The sequence below is a fragment of the Aquimarina intermedia genome (assembly GCF_008124785.1).
Taxonomy (GTDB): domain Bacteria; phylum Bacteroidota; class Bacteroidia; order Flavobacteriales; family Flavobacteriaceae; genus Aquimarina; species Aquimarina intermedia.
In genome coordinates, this window is the sequence record NZ_VNHU01000008.1 from 64,991 (window position 1) to 80,658 (window position 15,668).

A 15,668-nucleotide genomic window follows, 5' to 3' on the forward strand; every position below is an offset into this window, starting at 1 on the left:
TTTTATAACTCTTTAAATGATGTACAACTTTAAGTGTAAGATGAGCTTTAGCGTCGTTAATTAAATCGTTTTACGCAGCGATAGCAAAGACAAACTATTTAATCAATGCGATCTTACATAGGGTTTGTTCTTTATGCTTTTTAATTTAGCTTTTTTCAAAATCAAGAAATAAAGAGACTGTAGTTCAGCTTCGGTAACATTTTTAAATGTGATAAATCTTAATCTATCAATTCTATATCGAGGAGTTGGGAAGGGGGGGACACTAATCGATCTCTCTAAAAACCTCCATACTTTCTGACCCCAATGGTGGAGGGACTAGGTGAGCATGCATCACATTCGATAGGTTTCCTGATATTTTTTCTATGGTATAGGAGGATTCCTGAACTTCTGAAACTATCTCTATAGCATAGTGGTTTTTATATTCGCGAATAATCATGGTGTCCTCAAAATCAGTTATATCGATAGATCCAACTTCAGTACTTTTATTGATTGCTTTCAAAACAAATTGAGTATTCAATTTTGTTTCGTTTGTTTCTTTGTAAAATGGAATGTTCTTATTGTTAGTATCATCAATTCCGTTAGAAATAGGACTATACACAGTTGTTTTTCCGAAAATACTTACTATCACATCAGTGTAAAAAATGGTCTCGATTGGAAGATATGTTATTGGATTGCTAAAATAAACATACACCTCATTACCATTGGTCGTTACTTTAATCTTGGCAAAATTTTGAATACTTGCGCTGTCATCAACTATATCTAGTGCCAGTTGCACCACAGCATCTTTTCCGAGGCGTATGATTGCTTCAGTTTCTTTATTCATTTTAATGTCTTGAGAATAGCAATAGGTATTATCTAACAGTAATAATAGCAGAAGTAGTATTTTTAATATCTTAATCATTGATCTATTATGAACGTTAACAATTGCACATACGAATCATAGGAACTATACATCTTTTGCATACATACTCTAAGTAACACACCTTACCAAGGGACGGTGAATACATTAGTTATACTTGTGACTAAGCTACACAATTATTTTTAACAAACACATTTTAAAGCGTCCATTTTCAACGGCGTAGTCCTTAAATTTTCAGGAATGAGGCTTATTAATACAAACAATTACCGATCTGGTTTAGTCAACAAAGTATTGTTGTTTTGTAGCATCGGCCGTGTGAATGTTTAGTTGTCCTACAGTGTTTTCAATCTGCTAAAATTTTTCTCATTTCTTTAATTGAATTAGTATAATCGGATATTTTTCGCCCTTTGCCTATTCGAATAGGACTTGTGTTAATTCTGTTAGTTAGCTCTTTGATTGGCATATTCTCCAAGCTTCCAAAATCATATTTCCACCAATCCAATTCATAAAGTCTTTGATTTTGAAATGCCGTAGTACTTCGATCATTATCCGTAGGCAAGAAATCTAGTCCACCAATAATTGACTGTAGCTGTTTAAAGTCCGTCATTATTCCATCATAAATTAATTGAGTATATACCGAGTTTAGAAATATAGAATCAATATTTTTTAGATCAGCAGCTTTTATATCTGTCAAGATTACATTATACTTTGTAATTCCGTTAGTGAGTAACCAGCATTTTTTTCGATCTACATAGAAAACCGTTGCGTTCCACTTCCCAAGTTTTCCATATTCAGCATTTTGGTCAGTTGAAATCAGTTTTTTAATTAACTTTTCAAGTTTTTTAGTAGTATGTATTTTAGTTCGTATCAATGGTGTAAGACTTTATATAGTAGGTTTGTATCAGAGTAAAAAGTTACACAGTAATTATTTACGTGATTTTATTTCTTAATAAACTTATGAAAATTTAACAACATTGGAAAAGAATGCTCACAAGATAATTTTTTGACCCTCTGGTAGTTTTAGCGTTAGTTAGTATGTTGTATAGTAAATTCTTTTACTGCCTTGCTATTGTAACCCCCTCATTCTATGCGCTAGCAATTTCTTTTGTATCCCGTGTCAGGATGCTTTCGTTCACTGTAAATTTAACGATGCCATTTTCATTTACTCTTCCTAACAAAATAGTATGTTCCTAATTAAGAAATACGGCTAGTTTTTTTAGATTGATCTTTGTTGCTAGATGTAAGTGGTAAATGTTCCTTTCGTTTTTTTAATTTAGTGATCGTTATACCTTCTAACTTATTTATTTCAGAAATCAAGTATTTAGCAGTGGACACTACTTTCTTCCACCGTTCGTCTATAACTTCCAAATATTGCTAGGCAATTGCCGTATTGTTCCAGTTTTGAAAAACGGTGCCTACGTGAATTTTAATTTGATGCCCAATATTATCAATGAGTCCTGCATCACCACATGGGATAGCACCTCCGGAAGCGTTCAGATATTTATATAACATAATATAAACGTTATAAAAATTAGAGGCCTACTCTGTAATAGAAACCTTATCCTCTTGACGTAACTTAGAGGATAAGGTAATTGAATTATCAGTAGTTTTATTCTTCCTCTAAACTGCGTAGAATAGCTTCTGCAGCAGTGGTGGTGCTTTGATACTTTTCATATACCCATTTGGCAAAAAAATAAAACAAAGGTACTGCTGCAGGAGCGATCCAGATCCAGTCTTTGTCTTCTGTAATAATATCAACGCCACTTAGTAACTTTCCCATCACTGGCAGTATGACCAATATCAAAAAGAAACTTAGATAGTAAGTGATTCTCTGCAACTTCATGAATCGATGTTTACTTTTGAGGTAAGAAACTATCGCTTCTTTATAGGTAGCTTTACTAATTTGAATATTACGTAATTGTTGCAAGGAGCGTAGGGATAAGATTGGGAGAATCAAACATGCCAGTGCAGTAAGCCCGCCCGAGAGTTGCAAATACCAGGTGTCGAGCTTGCTGAAATTACTTGTTATAAAAAGAACAGTAGCAAAACAAAGTACGGCTCCGATAATTTCGGGGATGGATATGGCTTGCAATTTTGAGGTATAGCGTTGTTGTGTCATTTGTACGATCATTTTGTCTGTTAATACTTTTTGGGCTTCCAGCTGTTGCGACATATCGGTCCATAAGGTTTTCATTTCGTCAAGTTCCATAGCGATTATTTTTTGAATGATTTTTTTAATTGTTGTTTGATTCTCATGATCCTGGTACCGATATTGGTCACACTAAATCCTGTAATTTCTGCAATTTCTTTATGGCTTTTATCTTCAAGAAATAAGAGTATAATCCCACGATCGACTACATTGAGCATCTTTATATGTGTATACAAAGCTGCTACACGTTCTTCGATAATAGTATCTGCATGTTCCATTCGATTTGCTAATTGCTGATCCATGGCAATACGCATAGGTTTCCAGTTATCTTTTTTAAGATGGGTGATTGCGGTATTCAACGCAATGCGATACATCCAGGTACTAATTTTGGAATCTCCTTTAAATGAAGGATATGATTTCCAGAGTTGGTATACTATTTCCTGAAATAAATCCTTTTGGTCTTCGGTCGTATTGGAGTACAATCTGGCGATCTTATAGATCAGTCCTTCGTTCTGTTGTACGTCTGTTACAAATTGTTGTTTTTCTTTCATGTAAAATCTATTACACTCTATAAGTATAAACCTACATCAAAAAATCACAGAAAAGACAGCATTTTTTTTCAGAAGGAAAAAAAGATAGAGTTTCTGAACAATATATTTATTATATAAAACAACAAAAACCGTTACAATGAAGAGGCCCCAAAAAGTTAGACACTATTTGGGGGTATTTTATGAGTAGAAAAATCAAACATTTTATTGATACGATTCTCGATATAGGTATCCCATGCAGCAACAACTAATAAATGTGAGCAATCTGTAATTACTGACTGGTTCCATGCTACCGGTCTGATCTTTTCTTTGATTTCCTGATTCGTGATTACCAAAATTTCGAAGGGTAGTAATCCACTAGAAGTAGGAGCAAGCGAAGCGGCTTCTATAATATTATCAATTTTATCCTGAGGTACTTTCTCGCCATTCATGGCTTTGGCAGCATAGCGCCATTGTAATTTATCTAATAATTCCAGAAGAGTCTTTTGCTTCAAAGATACCATGTCGTATACAGAACTAAAATTGATGTATGCTAAGAAAACACAAGGTAATTCGTCTATATTGATGTGATTACTGATTTAAATCATTGATAATGAGCTGCTTTTTTTGTATCTTCAATACCCTCTGCATTTTATAGATAGCTACCTATTATAAGGTATCGTAGATTTCAACGCTGAAGTTTTTATAATAATTGTGCCGTGTTAATATTTTGAAGGTATGAATCCTGTTGTCATTTTTATAGTATTGATCATTGTGTTTCTGTTATCAGGAATACGTATAATTTTTGAATATAAGCGTGCGCTAAAATTTCGTTTCGGTAAGTACATCAGTACACTGCAACCTGGATTGCGCTGGATTATTCCTATTGTTGAGACCATTCAAGTTGTGGATATTCGGGTAATTACTATTAATGTGGACTCTCAAGAAGTGATGACAGAAGATAATGTACCGTGTAGTATTGATGGCGTAGTATTTTATAAAGTATCCAATCCCGAAAAAGCGGTATTAGAAGTAGAACAATATAATTATGCGATTATGCAACTCGCTCAGGCAGCATTACGTGATGTCTGCGGAAAGGTAGAGTTAGATACTATCTTATCCAAGCGTGAGGAAATGGGCAAAAATATCAAAGCAATTGTGGAACAGGAGACCATGGAATGGGGGATCCAAATCATTGACGTAAAGATTAAAGATATCCAGTTACCAGAAAATATGCGTCGTATGATGGCTAATCAGGCAGAGGCAGAGCGTTCCAGACGTGCACGTATTATTTTGGCACAGGCCGAAGAGCAGGCTGCACAAAATTTATTAGCAGCAGGTAAAATCATCGATCAATCGCCATCGGCCATAAAACTGCGCTTATATCAGACGCTAGCTAATATAGCTTCAGAAAAGAATTCAACAATTTTATTTCCGTTTCCGGAAGAAGTCCTACCTAAAATCCCAAAAGAGAAGAACTGAAATTTTCCTTCTTTATGATCGCAGTACAAGAGATTAAAATCGAATACTGAATGTCGAATAACGAATTTTGAAGGCAGAATTTTGAATTATTTACTGTATTATTTTTAGGGAAGCTTACGATGAACATACACTAGTGATTATAAAATTATAGGAGGAAGTTAAGGTTTATGAATGTAGAATTATTAACTGTCCTATTTGTAGGGAAGTCTACAAATAGAATATCCTACGAACTACTCCTTTCCCTTGTCAGGGAAAGGTGGCCAAGCAGCGCGCGGTCGGAAAGGGTAGGAGATAAATACTGAATTTTGAATATCGAATGTGGAAGTTAGGATTTCAAATACACAACGTAAAAGTGTCCTGACTGCTGACTTCTGTGCTCCCTGCGTAAAAATGTCTACACCTTATAAAATGGACTGATCTACACCTGATTTATACACAATTCATATAATTTCAGCACAGTTTTCCAATTACGTGTAGTTGCGGGAGCTGCTAATTTTTTCTCAAAAAAAGTATTGGTGAATTTTGATTTGTGATACGAATCCGTACAATGAAGATAAATATTCGAATTGTCAATAGTAAAAGAATCGGTGGGCTGATCCATCTTTTGTAAGGCTTCAACCGCTTCTTTACTCGGAAGGTGTCGTAAAAAGGTTACGTGGCAATCCTTAATTTCAATAGCAGGATCTTCCAAAAAAGGATTGTTCAGTGCAACTTGTTCGAGTTCGCTGATGGTTTTTACTACCACAGGCACCTCGAAACCAAATTGATTTAGAATCGCATCATGAATTAGTAAGGAAAGTTCAATTGTTGTTTGTTTCTTTAGAGAAGTGAAAATAACGTTCCCGCTTTGGATATAGGTTTGAACGTTCGTGAAATTTAGTCTTGCGAATAGTTGCTTCAGATCGCTCATCAAAATCTTTCGTTTTCCACCAACATTGATCCCTCTAAGCAATGCAATATATGTTGTCATATAATTGTTTTAAGTGGCTTTTGTATAGGCTTCGGTTAGCCAGGATTGCAATTCGCTATCCAGATCTTCTGTCGAAGTTAATTGAACACGGTGCGTGCACATGGCTCCAAAAGGTCCGGAGTTCAAAAGACGATCGGTGGTTGGTACATCTTTTAACTTTAAACCCAAATCGATCCGTGTTTTAGTAGCAGGTTTAATTAATACAAATTGCTTATTTCGTATCACACTGACACTAGTCTTTTTTGGAGTAATGGTCACATCATCTCCTAGCGTTTTTACAAAATCTACTAGTTTATCATGAATAGGTAGTAAACTCTCTTTGCCCTGATATTGATTTTTTACTAAGTCATCAGGAGTAGTATTTTCCTCTTTTGATAAGGTAACAATAGTATTTGCAAACCCATGAGTTACCTTATGCTCTTTTTTCAGATAGTTGACACCTTCAGAATGTTTAGAGAACTGTTTTTTTTGAAGTAACTTTTTCCATTCCTGTAATGATTTCCCGGTTTTTTCGGGCATATTGTCAATCATAGTTTGTAAAGCCTTATCCATTATATTATAAGTGTTTTATATTATTTTTGGTATAGTGGGACAATTGGACATAGCGGTGCTTATCTATAAAAATACAAATTTTGTAAAACCAGGGTGCCTGTAAATTAAGCAATTTTTTAAAATATGTTATTGTTTCAGGTAAGCAGGTAAACGTTCCTGAATAAAATATTGCCAGCCCCCGATGCAACTTTCTCTTGTAAACTCTGATACGGTATCCGGGAAATCTGCCACAACTTTTGTAGTAAGCCGTAAGATAAGGTTTACTTCATGTTCGATAATCTCAAAAGTAACAAAAGAATCACCGGGATATTCTTGATACCGCCAGTTGTAGGTAATTTTATGCTGAGGTACTACTTCAATGATTTCCCATAGATGTGTAAAAATACGATCCTCTACCTGTACCCTAAACTGTGTTTTAAAACCAACTTGAGGTTCGAATGCCTCTATATTTTCAAAAAACCATTGTGTCAATTGAGTTACCTGTGTAATGGCTTCCCAAAGGCGATTCCGCGATACTTTAAAAGGTTGTGTTACTACGATTGGTACATCTGTATGTTTCATAAAGTAGTTAATTTTTTAGTTCATCATGTCTAAAACGATCGGTTTGAGTCCGCTAAAAAAGAATTCGACCGCGATCACCATTACAATTAACCCCATGAGTCGCATCATGACATTGACGCCTGTTTGTCCTAAAAATTTCATGATTTGGGAAGAACTATACAAAATAATATAGGTCAAAATTATAACCAAAAATACTGCAAAAATCAAAACTCCTTTTAGTTCAGCTGTATCAGCATCTTCCATCATCACAATGGCATTAGTCATAGCACCCGGACCACATATCATTGGAATAGCCAAGGGTGTTACCGAAATATCATCTACATACGTTTTAACTTCAGCAGTGTTTACCTTTACCTTACCTAATCGTGCTTGTAACATATCCATTCCCATAAGGAAGAAAATAACGCCACCAACTACTCGAAAACTATTGACCGAAATACCGAAAAAATTAAATAATAATTGACCAGAAAATGCAAACAGAATGATGGTTATAAATGATACGATGGAAGCTTTTTTTGCAGTTTTGGTACGATGCGCTTGATCTAGATCGGCGGTCATCGTCATAAAGATAGGCATGGTGCCAAACGGGTTTAAAAGGGTAAAGAAAGAGGTGAACGTTAAAATTCCGAAAGATAAAATATCATTCATGTAGCTGGTAGACTTTTAATTAGTGAATTGGTTCAAATAAGACTGATCATAGAAGTACATAACACAAGTTTAAAACTACATATTTTATTTGTTTATAGAAGGATTTTATTATCTAAATCAAAAACATTGAATACCGATAAACTGATAACTGTTTTTTTGTGAAATAATGCTGTTTTTATAGGGTTTTCGGGAACTCTCATCTTTTTTCATAGAACAAAGCAGGTCCGTCGCATGCTTGCCAGTTGCTAATCATCGTAGTTGCAGATGTGATGTAAAGTTGTTCTTGAGGAGTACCGGAGCAAGATCCGATAATTTCGTTATCCTCCGGGTAGCTTAGAAACAAGACTGCTTCTCCCTGTACTACCGAATCCTTATACACGCCGAATATTTCAATAGTTTTATTGTCTCGGGTTCTGGATTTTATAAAAGTATTATCATCAGAGAAATCGTAAAATTCCTGCCATTCCATTGCATCCCCTGTGGTTTCTGAATTCGGTTGGGTTCCGGACATTTTCACAAGTACCCATAGATTTTCATATACTCGAGGATTGGTGTCGTCATCGGAATTACAAGAATAGCTTACCAAAATTAATATGATAATAAATAAAACGATTTTCTTCATGAAGCTTTCAGTTTCTTATTAGATACATAGATAATTAAATAGTTGCTTTCTGGTACTAAAAAATCCTGTTTGACTCGTCAAACAGGATTTTAGTAATGTTACTGTTTAGCTTTGAAGTACTAGGCCTTAGGATCTAATATCAAAGAAACACGCTCTACAATGTCTTGCAAATGGTATTTAGTCATTCTATCCAACGTTCTCGCAATTGCATTGCGCGCGTCACGACGAAGTGTATTAAGCTCAGCACGAACCACGGCACGAATATCACTTTGCGATGCATTTACATCGGTGCGAACTACCCAGCGTCTCATATTTTCAGGAATTTTAGGTTGTTCCTTAGTCATTAGAAACTCCATACGATCGATGTAAGCCCTTTGTAAATTACGACGATAAACATCTGTTTTCTTGCCTGACCTCAATTCTGACCAGAGCCCTTTGCGTAAGGCGCCCATCATGTCAAGTAATGTGTAGGCTTCCTTAGTATTCAGTGCTTCGTTTTCAATTAAACGTGCCATTCTGCCATGATCTAAAAGATTATCCAAGGTACGCACTTGAAACTTGCGAATACGTTCTATTGTACCGGCAGATTCGATTTTGTCAAAAATATTCTTTTCTAATAACCATTCAGGCGTATCAAAAAGTTGTTCCTGTAAGAATGCCATGGCACGTTCTTGATTTGCTTTTGTAACATGAGTATACACGGCACCTTCTTGATCATAAGTTTTATAGTACTCGTATACCCCACCAATATTAGAAGTTACGTGGCCCATATAACGATTATACTGTCCCAATACCTGTTCGTACATCGTTTTGAGATCTTCATAGTTTTTACCATCCTCTGCAGTCCATGTGATTAGATTAGGTACGATACGCTGTAAATTTTTGATTCCGTACATACTTGCTTTTACGGCATCATCTCCTAAGTCTTCAGTTTGTGAGCTCGGATCGATTACACCACGTTGTTGCTTACCAAAACGATACATAGGATCATCCTGATGTTTTAGTATCCAACTATCCAAGGTTTTCTTTTCACCTTCGGCAGTAGCGTCCAATATAGGTTTGTACCCCCACATAATGGCATATTTGTCATATATTCCGATGTTAGGCATCAGCGCAACATCACCATCGCCTGGTTGCGCCACATAATTAAAGCGAGCATAATCCATTATTGAGGGAGCTGTTCCGTACTTTTTTGTAAACTCCGGATCTCTTAATGAATCCACAGGATATGCAACACTGCTTCCCATATTATGTGGTAATCCTAAAGTATGACCTACCTCATGTGAAGAAACAAAGCGAATTAAACGTCCCATAACTTCATCCTTAAACGCCAGACCTTGTGCATTCGGGTTGATGGCTGCAGTCTGTACAAAAAACCAGTTGCGTAGTAAAGACATTACATTATGATACCAGTTGATATCACTTTCTAATATTTCACCGGATCTTGGATCACTAACATGGGGTCCATTAGCATTGGGAATTGGAGAAGCCAAATAGCGAACTACAGAATATCGAACATCTTCCGGACTCCAGTCAGGATCTTCTTCGACACTAGGTGGGTCTTTAGCAATGATCGCATCTTTAAAGCCGGCAGCTTCAAAAGCAACCTGCCAATCCTCTATACCTTCTTTTATGTATTTTCTCCATTTTTGTGGTGTTGCACGATCTATGTAATAAACGATCTGCTTTTTAGGGATCACAAGCTTCCCTCTTTTAAACTTTTCCTGGTCTTCCTCACGCACCTCAAGTCTCCATCGATCAAGATAACGTACGGTTTCACTTTTTTGCGCTTCTAATCCGTAATCAACCTGCCCTCTGGCAAACCATCCCACACGTTGATCAAAATAACGTCGTTTCATTGGATTCTTAGGAAGTAAGATCATTGAGTTACTCATTTCTATCGAAATGGATCCCGTACTTGCATTAGAAGGAGGTTCGGCTGCGATATAGGTTTTTACGTGACGCGCTTCAATGTTTAACGGATAACTTCGTATGGTATCAATATAAGAGCGACTGTCGTCGAGCTTGGATATTTTATATTGTTTTCTACGATTTTGAGGAAGTCCTAAAGCTTTGACATCTTTTTTAAACAGATTTGTTACTTCAATAACCGTAGCATTGTTACCATTTACTGAGTCTTTATTGAAAGCTTTAATGGGAAAAGCATAAAGTACAGGCTCAAAATTAGAGTTTTCTACGGCTTCGTGAATGGGTAGCGAATCTGATGCAACAACTTGGTGAGACACCACACGTAACAAAACTTGTTTGTTTTTACGTTGCCAACGGAGAACTTGCGTATTTTGTTTACCACCACCAAAGCCTATACCGTTAGCAGTTTTAGCGATTCGGGTTACCATTAACATTTCACGATTCAGCAACGAATCCGGAATTTCATAATAATACTTACTGTCAATATTGTGGACAGTAAATAAGCCTGAATCGCTCACCGCTTTATCGGTAATAACCTTATTATAAGGTTTGATTGCATCTTTATCAGTTGATTTTGATTTGTTTGTTTCTGTGGTTGTTGCAGTCTTTCCTTTCTTAAACGGAAGCACAGAACATCCACTAATGGATAAGGCGACTGCGGTAGATAAGAGCAGTCGGTATGTGTTTTTAATCATGTAAGGGAATTTTTAATCATTTTGAAGCTACTAAAGTACCAAAAAACGTGGGTTTTGTAAGTATTGAAGTCTTAAATTTATCAGTTATCTGTTCCTAATTAATCTTGCTATGTTAAAGTACTTACTTTGTGCACTTGTAGTATGCTGAATGTAAAAGAGAATTAGGGTTGAAGTGGATTGAATTATTATTGAAATCTAAAATAGCTTTAAAGCCGTTGAATAAAGCACTTTTTTTAAATAATCAGTTGTGTTATATACTTTCTATATCAGCGTTAATTTTTGAGATATAAATTTGGTAGACGCTCAATTTCCCGATTCTAAATTAAGGAATTATATATTCACCTGATTTTCTCGGATTCCTATTAGTAATTAATAGAATACTATATAAATAATCAGTTTGTGTGGAATTGCTTTGCATATGTAGAGAAGGTTAGAATATGTATGTTTCGTTCAGTTTATTAAAGAATATAATAGAAAGAAAGATCGTAAAACTTTTATCTTAATTGAATTTGATCAGCGTACTCAAAAATAGCAGGAAAACCTCCGCTGTGCCAAAATAGAACATTCGCACCCTTTTTTATTTTATGTTGTTTCAAGTGATCGAGCATAGCATAGAAGGCTCTTGCCGTATACACAGGATCTAAAAGGATGCCCTCCTGTTGAGCTAGTTCATGTAAAACTGATTTTTCATCTTCAGATATTTGTCCGTATCCGGCTTCGTCGTACCCGGTGATTAAGGGAATGTCGGATAGGGTGAAATCACGGTCGATATTAAGCAGCTCAGCGCCAGACCGAACAATAGACAAGACAGATTCCTGAATTGAGCGTCCATTATTTCTTTCTTTATCGATACGTATGGGAACGAGGGTGGTTGTCAGGTTATACTTGGCAACACCTAAGGTCAATCCGGCTTGCATGCCTCCCGAACTGGATGCAAAAAAAATATAGTCTATTGTGGTATGAGTCTGCTTAAGCTGATTTTTTAATTCTTTTACAGCAGTGACAAAGCCCAAAGCACCCGTGAAGTTTGATCCTCCATAAGGTATCACGTAACTTTTTTTCCCAGAAGCTTTTAATCTCTTCTCTACAACATCAATATCTTCCCCTTTGCGATTTTTTCCTGTAAAATGGATGTGAGCCCCAAGTATATGTGATAGCAATAAGTTTCCGTCATACTTTTCAGGTTCTTTTCCGCCGAGCAGCAAATGACATTCTAAGCCGGCTTTAGCACACGCTGCGACTGTTTGCCGACAGTGATTAGATTGTTGAGCTCCTGCAGTGATAACGGTATCGCAACCATTTTGTAAAGCCGCTTGAATCAAATATTCCAATTTTCGGGTTTTATTTCCGCCAGAGGCTAAACCGGTTATATCATCTCTTTTAATAAAAATGCTATAATCAGAATAATTTGCAGATAGATTTTTGAGACTTTGTAAGGGTGTAGGGAAGAAGCCTAAGTTGTATCGATTAGTTAGCATAGAATATTGGTTATCTGTTGTATTAAATTCAATCCTTATCACAATGGAATAAAATATCTATTATCATGGTATTAAAAATACAATAAACCAAGAATCTTTTTTTGATATTGTACTCCTACTAACTTGTCTTAAACTTTAAATCAAAAATTAGTCAATTCATCCAATTCTTGCTTATAATCATATTGAAGGTCTTCATGCAATGCCTGTATCTTCTTTTCAATCGAGGCTAGCTCACGACGGTATAGATTGAGCAAGGTATTGTTACGTTTAATGGAAGGTGAAAACTCCGAGAGTTGTTCGCAGAAAAAGAGGAGAAGCTCTACTTCAGTTTCTTTATTTTTGGAATAGCGAATATACTTTTTGACCATCCGCAGAATTTTACGCACACTTTTCTTTATAAAGTAAAATGTTTTGGTATTGATTTCTGAAAATTGATCGGTTATTTCTTCCTTCACACTCTCGATAAAACCAGCTTCGTTTTGCGCTTCTAATAACAGATAGGTAAGCAATTCCTTGTTTTCTTTTTTAAACTTAGATAAACGTAGACACAGCTCTACCAGTTCATGATGAGAACGCTCGTTTAATTCAATCTTTAGTGTTTTAACGGTAACTGCTTTCATGCTGTGATACTACCTTTTTTCTTTTTTATTCACATTAAAATTCGGATCTATCGACCACTCTTTGTCAATAACTGCAAGGGTCTGCCATGTTGCATTAGGCTGTATCCATTGCAACGTATCATTTACACGAATACGAATAGGCATATCAAAATCTTTTACAATATTACTATATCGATAACGTAACTTATTTTTGTCAACCATTTCATATTCCAAGACTGGAATTCGGGTATCTCTTAAATATTGATTAAAAAAAGCAGAAAGATCGATGCCGGTACTATCACTTAGAAAGGATTCAATTTGTTTTGTTGTAACTGTTTGATGATAGAATTTCTTATTTAGACCTCTTAAAATAGTACGCCATTTATCATCATTATCCACCAGTTGCCTTAGCGTATGTAGCATGTTGGCACCTTTATAATACATGTCTCCGGAACCTTCTTGATTCACATTGTACGTACCAATGATGGGAGTATCATTACGTATTGATCTTCGTGTACCAATTACATACGCTGCTGACGCCTCTTTACCGTAATAGTAATCCAAAAACAAATTTTCTGAATAAGCCGTAAAACTCTCATGAATCCACATATCAGCCGCATCTTTGTAGGTGATATTGTTAGCAAACCATTCATGCCCGGATTCATGTATGATGATAAAATCAAACTTAAGACCCCAACCGGTACCAGAGAGATCCTTGCCAAGATAACCGTTCTTATATTGGTTACCATAGGTCACAGAGCTCTGATGCTCCATCCCCAGATAAGGAACTTCTACTAGTTTGAAACTGTCTTCATAAAAGGGATAGGGGCCAAACCAATGCTCAAAAGCTTTCATCATTTTGGGAGCATCTTTAAATTGTTTTTTAGCTTTCTCCAGATGATTGCGCAAAACGTAATAATCCATATCTAGCGGACCTTTTTCACCTTCGTAAGATTCGCCAAAATGTACATAGTCACCAATATTTATATTGACTCCGTAATTGTTGATTGGATTACTTACAAACCAATGGTATGTTTTGGTGATTTGGTCAGAAGTTACCTTCCGTAAACGTCCGTTAGAAACATTCATAAGATCTTTGGGCACCGTGACACTGATAAGCATACTGTCCACCTCGTCATACATGTGATCTTTGTTAGGCCACCATACACTGGCACCCAACCCCTGACATGATGATGCGATAAAAGGTTTTCCATTAGCATCTGTTTTCCACGAAATTCCTCCGTCCCAAGGCGCATTCACGGCTTCTCGGGGATGACCACTATAATATACATGTAATGAATCGGTAGCACCCGGTTGTTGTTTCTTTTCTAACGATACAAAATGTGCATTCTTCTCACTGCGTACTTTTAAGGTTTTACCATGCTGAATAACACTGTCTATTTGCAAGGGTTCTTGTAGATCTACCTGAAGCACATCCTTAGCTTCCAGAACCGTATACTGAATGGTAGTGGATCCTGAAATATATTTGGTTTCAGGCTTTACTTCGATATCCAGGTGGTAATACGTCAAATCCCACCAAGCACGCTCAGGGGTGATACTACCTCTTAAAGTATCTTGACGCGTATATGATTTTTGAGCAGTCAGTGAAGAAATGCAAACCAATGCTAGTATGGATAAATATTTATTCATCAATTTTATTTAATTATTTTTTTAAAATGAATTCTATAGGAATGTGTATTCTGGCATTCCAGCTCTGGATGTTATGTGAGGCGCCTTCAAATTTTTTAGAAATAAAATCTACACCTTCTTTATACCCGTTAATCTTCAAAATTTCATTCACGCGTAACTGGTACGGTTCATATTGAGCGTCCAAAGATAAGGTGCCATAGTCAAAATATAACGTATGAGTTGTTGGATCCGGTAAGGTGTTGGTGAGCGTATTAATATAGGCATTTCCCAAAAAAGGAACCGGCCAATGTGTCGATAAACAAGCGGCAGCACCAAAGATATGAGGATAGGTTGTTAACGCATGTAGCGAAATAAGCCCTCCCATAGATGCTCCCATAATAGCAGTATGCTTAGGTGCTGTTGCGGTATTATAAGTGCTGTCAATAAACGGTTTCAATTCTGTAATGATAAATTTTAAATACTCATCAGAATATAATTTGTCATAGCCCGTTTTTTGCAGTAGCGCTTTTCTAGCTTCTGGATTCTCGGTTGCTACCACTGGTGCCTTCGGCATATATTCAGAAAACCGTTTAGCTCCATTATTCCAGATTGCGACAACCAGCGTATTTTTAATCACATTTGCTTGTAACAAACTATCGAGTACTTCATCTAATCCCCAATCCAACCTTACATCAGCAGTTTTTGCATTAAAAACATTCTGTCCGTCGTGCACGTATAAAACTCCGTAAGGTGTTGAGGTATCAGAATATCCTGTGGGCAAAAAAACTTCGATTGTACGGGCATCTATATATTGCGAAGAAAGATTAGGGTGCTTAATCAAAGTCCCGTGATTGGTTTTAGTAACAAGAGCTTCCGAAGACGATACTTCGTTAGATTGCGAAAAACCAAGTGTGGTAATTAACAGTACTAAGATCCAACCGATACTATGAGACTTTGATAGCATTTTA

General features: G+C 36.2%; 16 protein-coding genes and 1 pseudogene. 1 reads left to right on the forward strand and 16 read right to left on the reverse strand.

The window, feature by feature from the left end:
• Positions 1 to 262: 262 nt before the first annotated feature.
• The 6 genes and pseudogenes from BD809_RS12110 to BD809_RS12130 all read right to left on the reverse strand — a co-directional run.
• A complete protein-coding gene (locus BD809_RS12110) occupies positions 263 to 823 on the reverse strand; it encodes a hypothetical protein (protein ID WP_148783245.1) in 561 nt (186 codons plus the stop codon).
• A 379-nt stretch (positions 824 to 1,202) separates the two neighbouring features.
• Positions 1,203 to 1,730 carry a DUF6933 domain-containing protein gene (locus BD809_RS12115; RefSeq protein WP_148783246.1) on the reverse strand — a complete coding sequence of 176 codons (528 nt, stop codon included), beginning with the start codon at positions 1,728 to 1,730 and terminating at the stop codon, positions 1,203 to 1,205.
• Positions 1,731 to 2,233: 503 nt separating this feature from the next.
• Positions 2,234 to 2,371 (reverse strand): hypothetical protein, encoded by a 138-nt coding sequence (locus BD809_RS15635; protein WP_170251879.1) that lies wholly within the window; start codon positions 2,369 to 2,371, stop codon positions 2,234 to 2,236.
• A gap of 97 nt (positions 2,372 to 2,468) precedes the next feature.
• Entirely contained in the window at positions 2,469 to 3,068 is a 600-nt protein-coding gene (locus BD809_RS12120) for a hypothetical protein (RefSeq protein WP_148783247.1), read from the reverse strand.
• Between the two features lie 5 nt (positions 3,069 to 3,073).
• Positions 3,074 to 3,559: an RNA polymerase sigma factor gene (locus BD809_RS12125; RefSeq protein ID WP_148783248.1), complete on the reverse strand. Its 486-nt coding sequence runs from the start codon at positions 3,557 to 3,559 to the stop codon at positions 3,074 to 3,076.
• 185 nt (positions 3,560 to 3,744) lie between these two features.
• A pseudogene (locus tag BD809_RS12130) lies at positions 3,745 to 4,032 on the reverse strand (nitroreductase family protein); the annotation flags it as partial.
• Between the two features lie 241 nt (positions 4,033 to 4,273).
• Here BD809_RS12130 and BD809_RS12135 point away from each other — a divergent pair.
• Positions 4,274 to 5,017: a slipin family protein gene (locus tag BD809_RS12135; protein WP_148783249.1), complete on the forward strand. Its 744-nt coding sequence runs from the start codon at positions 4,274 to 4,276 to the stop codon at positions 5,015 to 5,017.
• 418 nt (positions 5,018 to 5,435) lie between these two features.
• Here the strand turns inward: BD809_RS12135 and BD809_RS12140 are convergent, their stop codons facing one another.
• The 10 genes from BD809_RS12140 to BD809_RS12185 all read right to left on the reverse strand — a co-directional run bounded on the left by BD809_RS12140 (position 5,436) and on the right by BD809_RS12185 (position 15,664).
• Positions 5,436 to 5,987, reverse strand: a complete 552-nt coding sequence (locus tag BD809_RS12140) for a DUF1697 domain-containing protein (RefSeq protein ID WP_148783250.1) — start codon at positions 5,985 to 5,987, stop codon at positions 5,436 to 5,438.
• Positions 5,988 to 5,996: 9 nt separating this feature from the next.
• Complete coding sequence (locus tag BD809_RS12145) at positions 5,997 to 6,539, reverse strand: DUF4287 domain-containing protein (RefSeq protein WP_148783251.1); 543 nt, start codon at positions 6,537 to 6,539, stop codon at positions 5,997 to 5,999.
• 126 nt (positions 6,540 to 6,665) lie between these two features.
• The gene (locus BD809_RS12150) at positions 6,666 to 7,100 is read right to left on the reverse strand and encodes an SRPBCC family protein (protein ID WP_148783252.1); all 435 of its coding nucleotides are present in this window, start codon (positions 7,098 to 7,100) and stop codon (positions 6,666 to 6,668) included.
• 15 nt (positions 7,101 to 7,115) lie between these two features.
• Positions 7,116 to 7,748 carry a MarC family protein gene (locus tag BD809_RS12155; protein ID WP_148783253.1) on the reverse strand — a complete coding sequence of 211 codons (633 nt, stop codon included), beginning with the start codon at positions 7,746 to 7,748 and terminating at the stop codon, positions 7,116 to 7,118.
• Positions 7,749 to 7,944: 196 nt separating this feature from the next.
• Positions 7,945 to 8,370, reverse strand: a complete 426-nt coding sequence (locus BD809_RS12160) for a hypothetical protein (protein ID WP_148783254.1) — start codon at positions 8,368 to 8,370, stop codon at positions 7,945 to 7,947.
• Positions 8,371 to 8,489: 119 nt separating this feature from the next.
• Positions 8,490 to 10,994: a zinc-dependent metalloprotease gene (locus BD809_RS12165; RefSeq protein WP_148783255.1), complete on the reverse strand. Its 2,505-nt coding sequence runs from the start codon at positions 10,992 to 10,994 to the stop codon at positions 8,490 to 8,492.
• A gap of 494 nt (positions 10,995 to 11,488) precedes the next feature.
• On the reverse strand, positions 11,489 to 12,472 hold the full coding sequence (locus BD809_RS12170; protein WP_148783256.1) for a D-cysteine desulfhydrase family protein: 984 nt from the start codon (positions 12,470 to 12,472) through the stop codon (positions 11,489 to 11,491).
• Between the two features lie 140 nt (positions 12,473 to 12,612).
• Positions 12,613 to 13,092, reverse strand: coding sequence for a hypothetical protein (locus tag BD809_RS12175; RefSeq protein WP_148783257.1), 480 nt, complete (start codon positions 13,090 to 13,092; stop codon positions 12,613 to 12,615).
• Between the two features lie 9 nt (positions 13,093 to 13,101).
• On the reverse strand, positions 13,102 to 14,721 hold the full coding sequence (locus tag BD809_RS12180) for a M1 family metallopeptidase (RefSeq protein WP_148783258.1): 1,620 nt from the start codon (positions 14,719 to 14,721) through the stop codon (positions 13,102 to 13,104).
• A gap of 13 nt (positions 14,722 to 14,734) precedes the next feature.
• The gene (locus BD809_RS12185; RefSeq protein ID WP_148783259.1) at positions 14,735 to 15,664 is read right to left on the reverse strand and encodes an alpha/beta hydrolase; all 930 of its coding nucleotides are present in this window, start codon (positions 15,662 to 15,664) and stop codon (positions 14,735 to 14,737) included.
• Positions 15,665 to 15,668 lie beyond the last annotated feature (4 nt).

Bases quoted from the DNA above. Each gene is read 5' to 3' on its own strand.
- BD809_RS15635 (WP_170251879.1), bottom strand. From the start codon at position 2,371: ATGTTATATAAATATCTGAACGCTTCCGGAGGTGCTATCCCATGTGGT.
- BD809_RS12135 (WP_148783249.1), top strand. From the start codon at position 4,274: ATGAATCCTGTTGTCATTTTTATAGTATTGATCATTGTGTTTCTGTTA.
- BD809_RS12170 (WP_148783256.1), bottom strand. From the start codon at position 12,472: ATGCTAACTAATCGATACAACTTAGGCTTCTTCCCTACACCCTTACAA.
- BD809_RS12125 (WP_148783248.1), bottom strand. From the start codon at position 3,559: ATGAAAGAAAAACAACAATTTGTAACAGACGTACAACAGAACGAAGGA.
- BD809_RS12140 (WP_148783250.1), bottom strand. From the start codon at position 5,987: ATGACAACATATATTGCATTGCTTAGAGGGATCAATGTTGGTGGAAAA.
- BD809_RS12110 (WP_148783245.1), bottom strand. From the start codon at position 823: ATGAATAAAGAAACTGAAGCAATCATACGCCTCGGAAAAGATGCTGTG.
- BD809_RS12165 (WP_148783255.1), bottom strand. From the start codon at position 10,994: ATGATTAAAAACACATACCGACTGCTCTTATCTACCGCAGTCGCCTTA.
- BD809_RS12185 (WP_148783259.1), bottom strand. From the start codon at position 15,664: ATGCTATCAAAGTCTCATAGTATCGGTTGGATCTTAGTACTGTTAATT.
- BD809_RS12155 (WP_148783253.1), bottom strand. From the start codon at position 7,748: ATGAATGATATTTTATCTTTCGGAATTTTAACGTTCACCTCTTTCTTT.
- BD809_RS12120 (WP_148783247.1), bottom strand. From the start codon at position 3,068: ATGGAACTTGACGAAATGAAAACCTTATGGACCGATATGTCGCAACAG.
- BD809_RS12175 (WP_148783257.1), bottom strand. From the start codon at position 13,092: ATGAAAGCAGTTACCGTTAAAACACTAAAGATTGAATTAAACGAGCGT.
- BD809_RS12150 (WP_148783252.1), bottom strand. From the start codon at position 7,100: ATGAAACATACAGATGTACCAATCGTAGTAACACAACCTTTTAAAGTA.
- BD809_RS12145 (WP_148783251.1), bottom strand. From the start codon at position 6,539: ATGGATAAGGCTTTACAAACTATGATTGACAATATGCCCGAAAAAACC.
- BD809_RS12160 (WP_148783254.1), bottom strand. From the start codon at position 8,370: ATGAAGAAAATCGTTTTATTTATTATCATATTAATTTTGGTAAGCTAT.
- BD809_RS12180 (WP_148783258.1), bottom strand. From the start codon at position 14,721: ATGAATAAATATTTATCCATACTAGCATTGGTTTGCATTTCTTCACTG.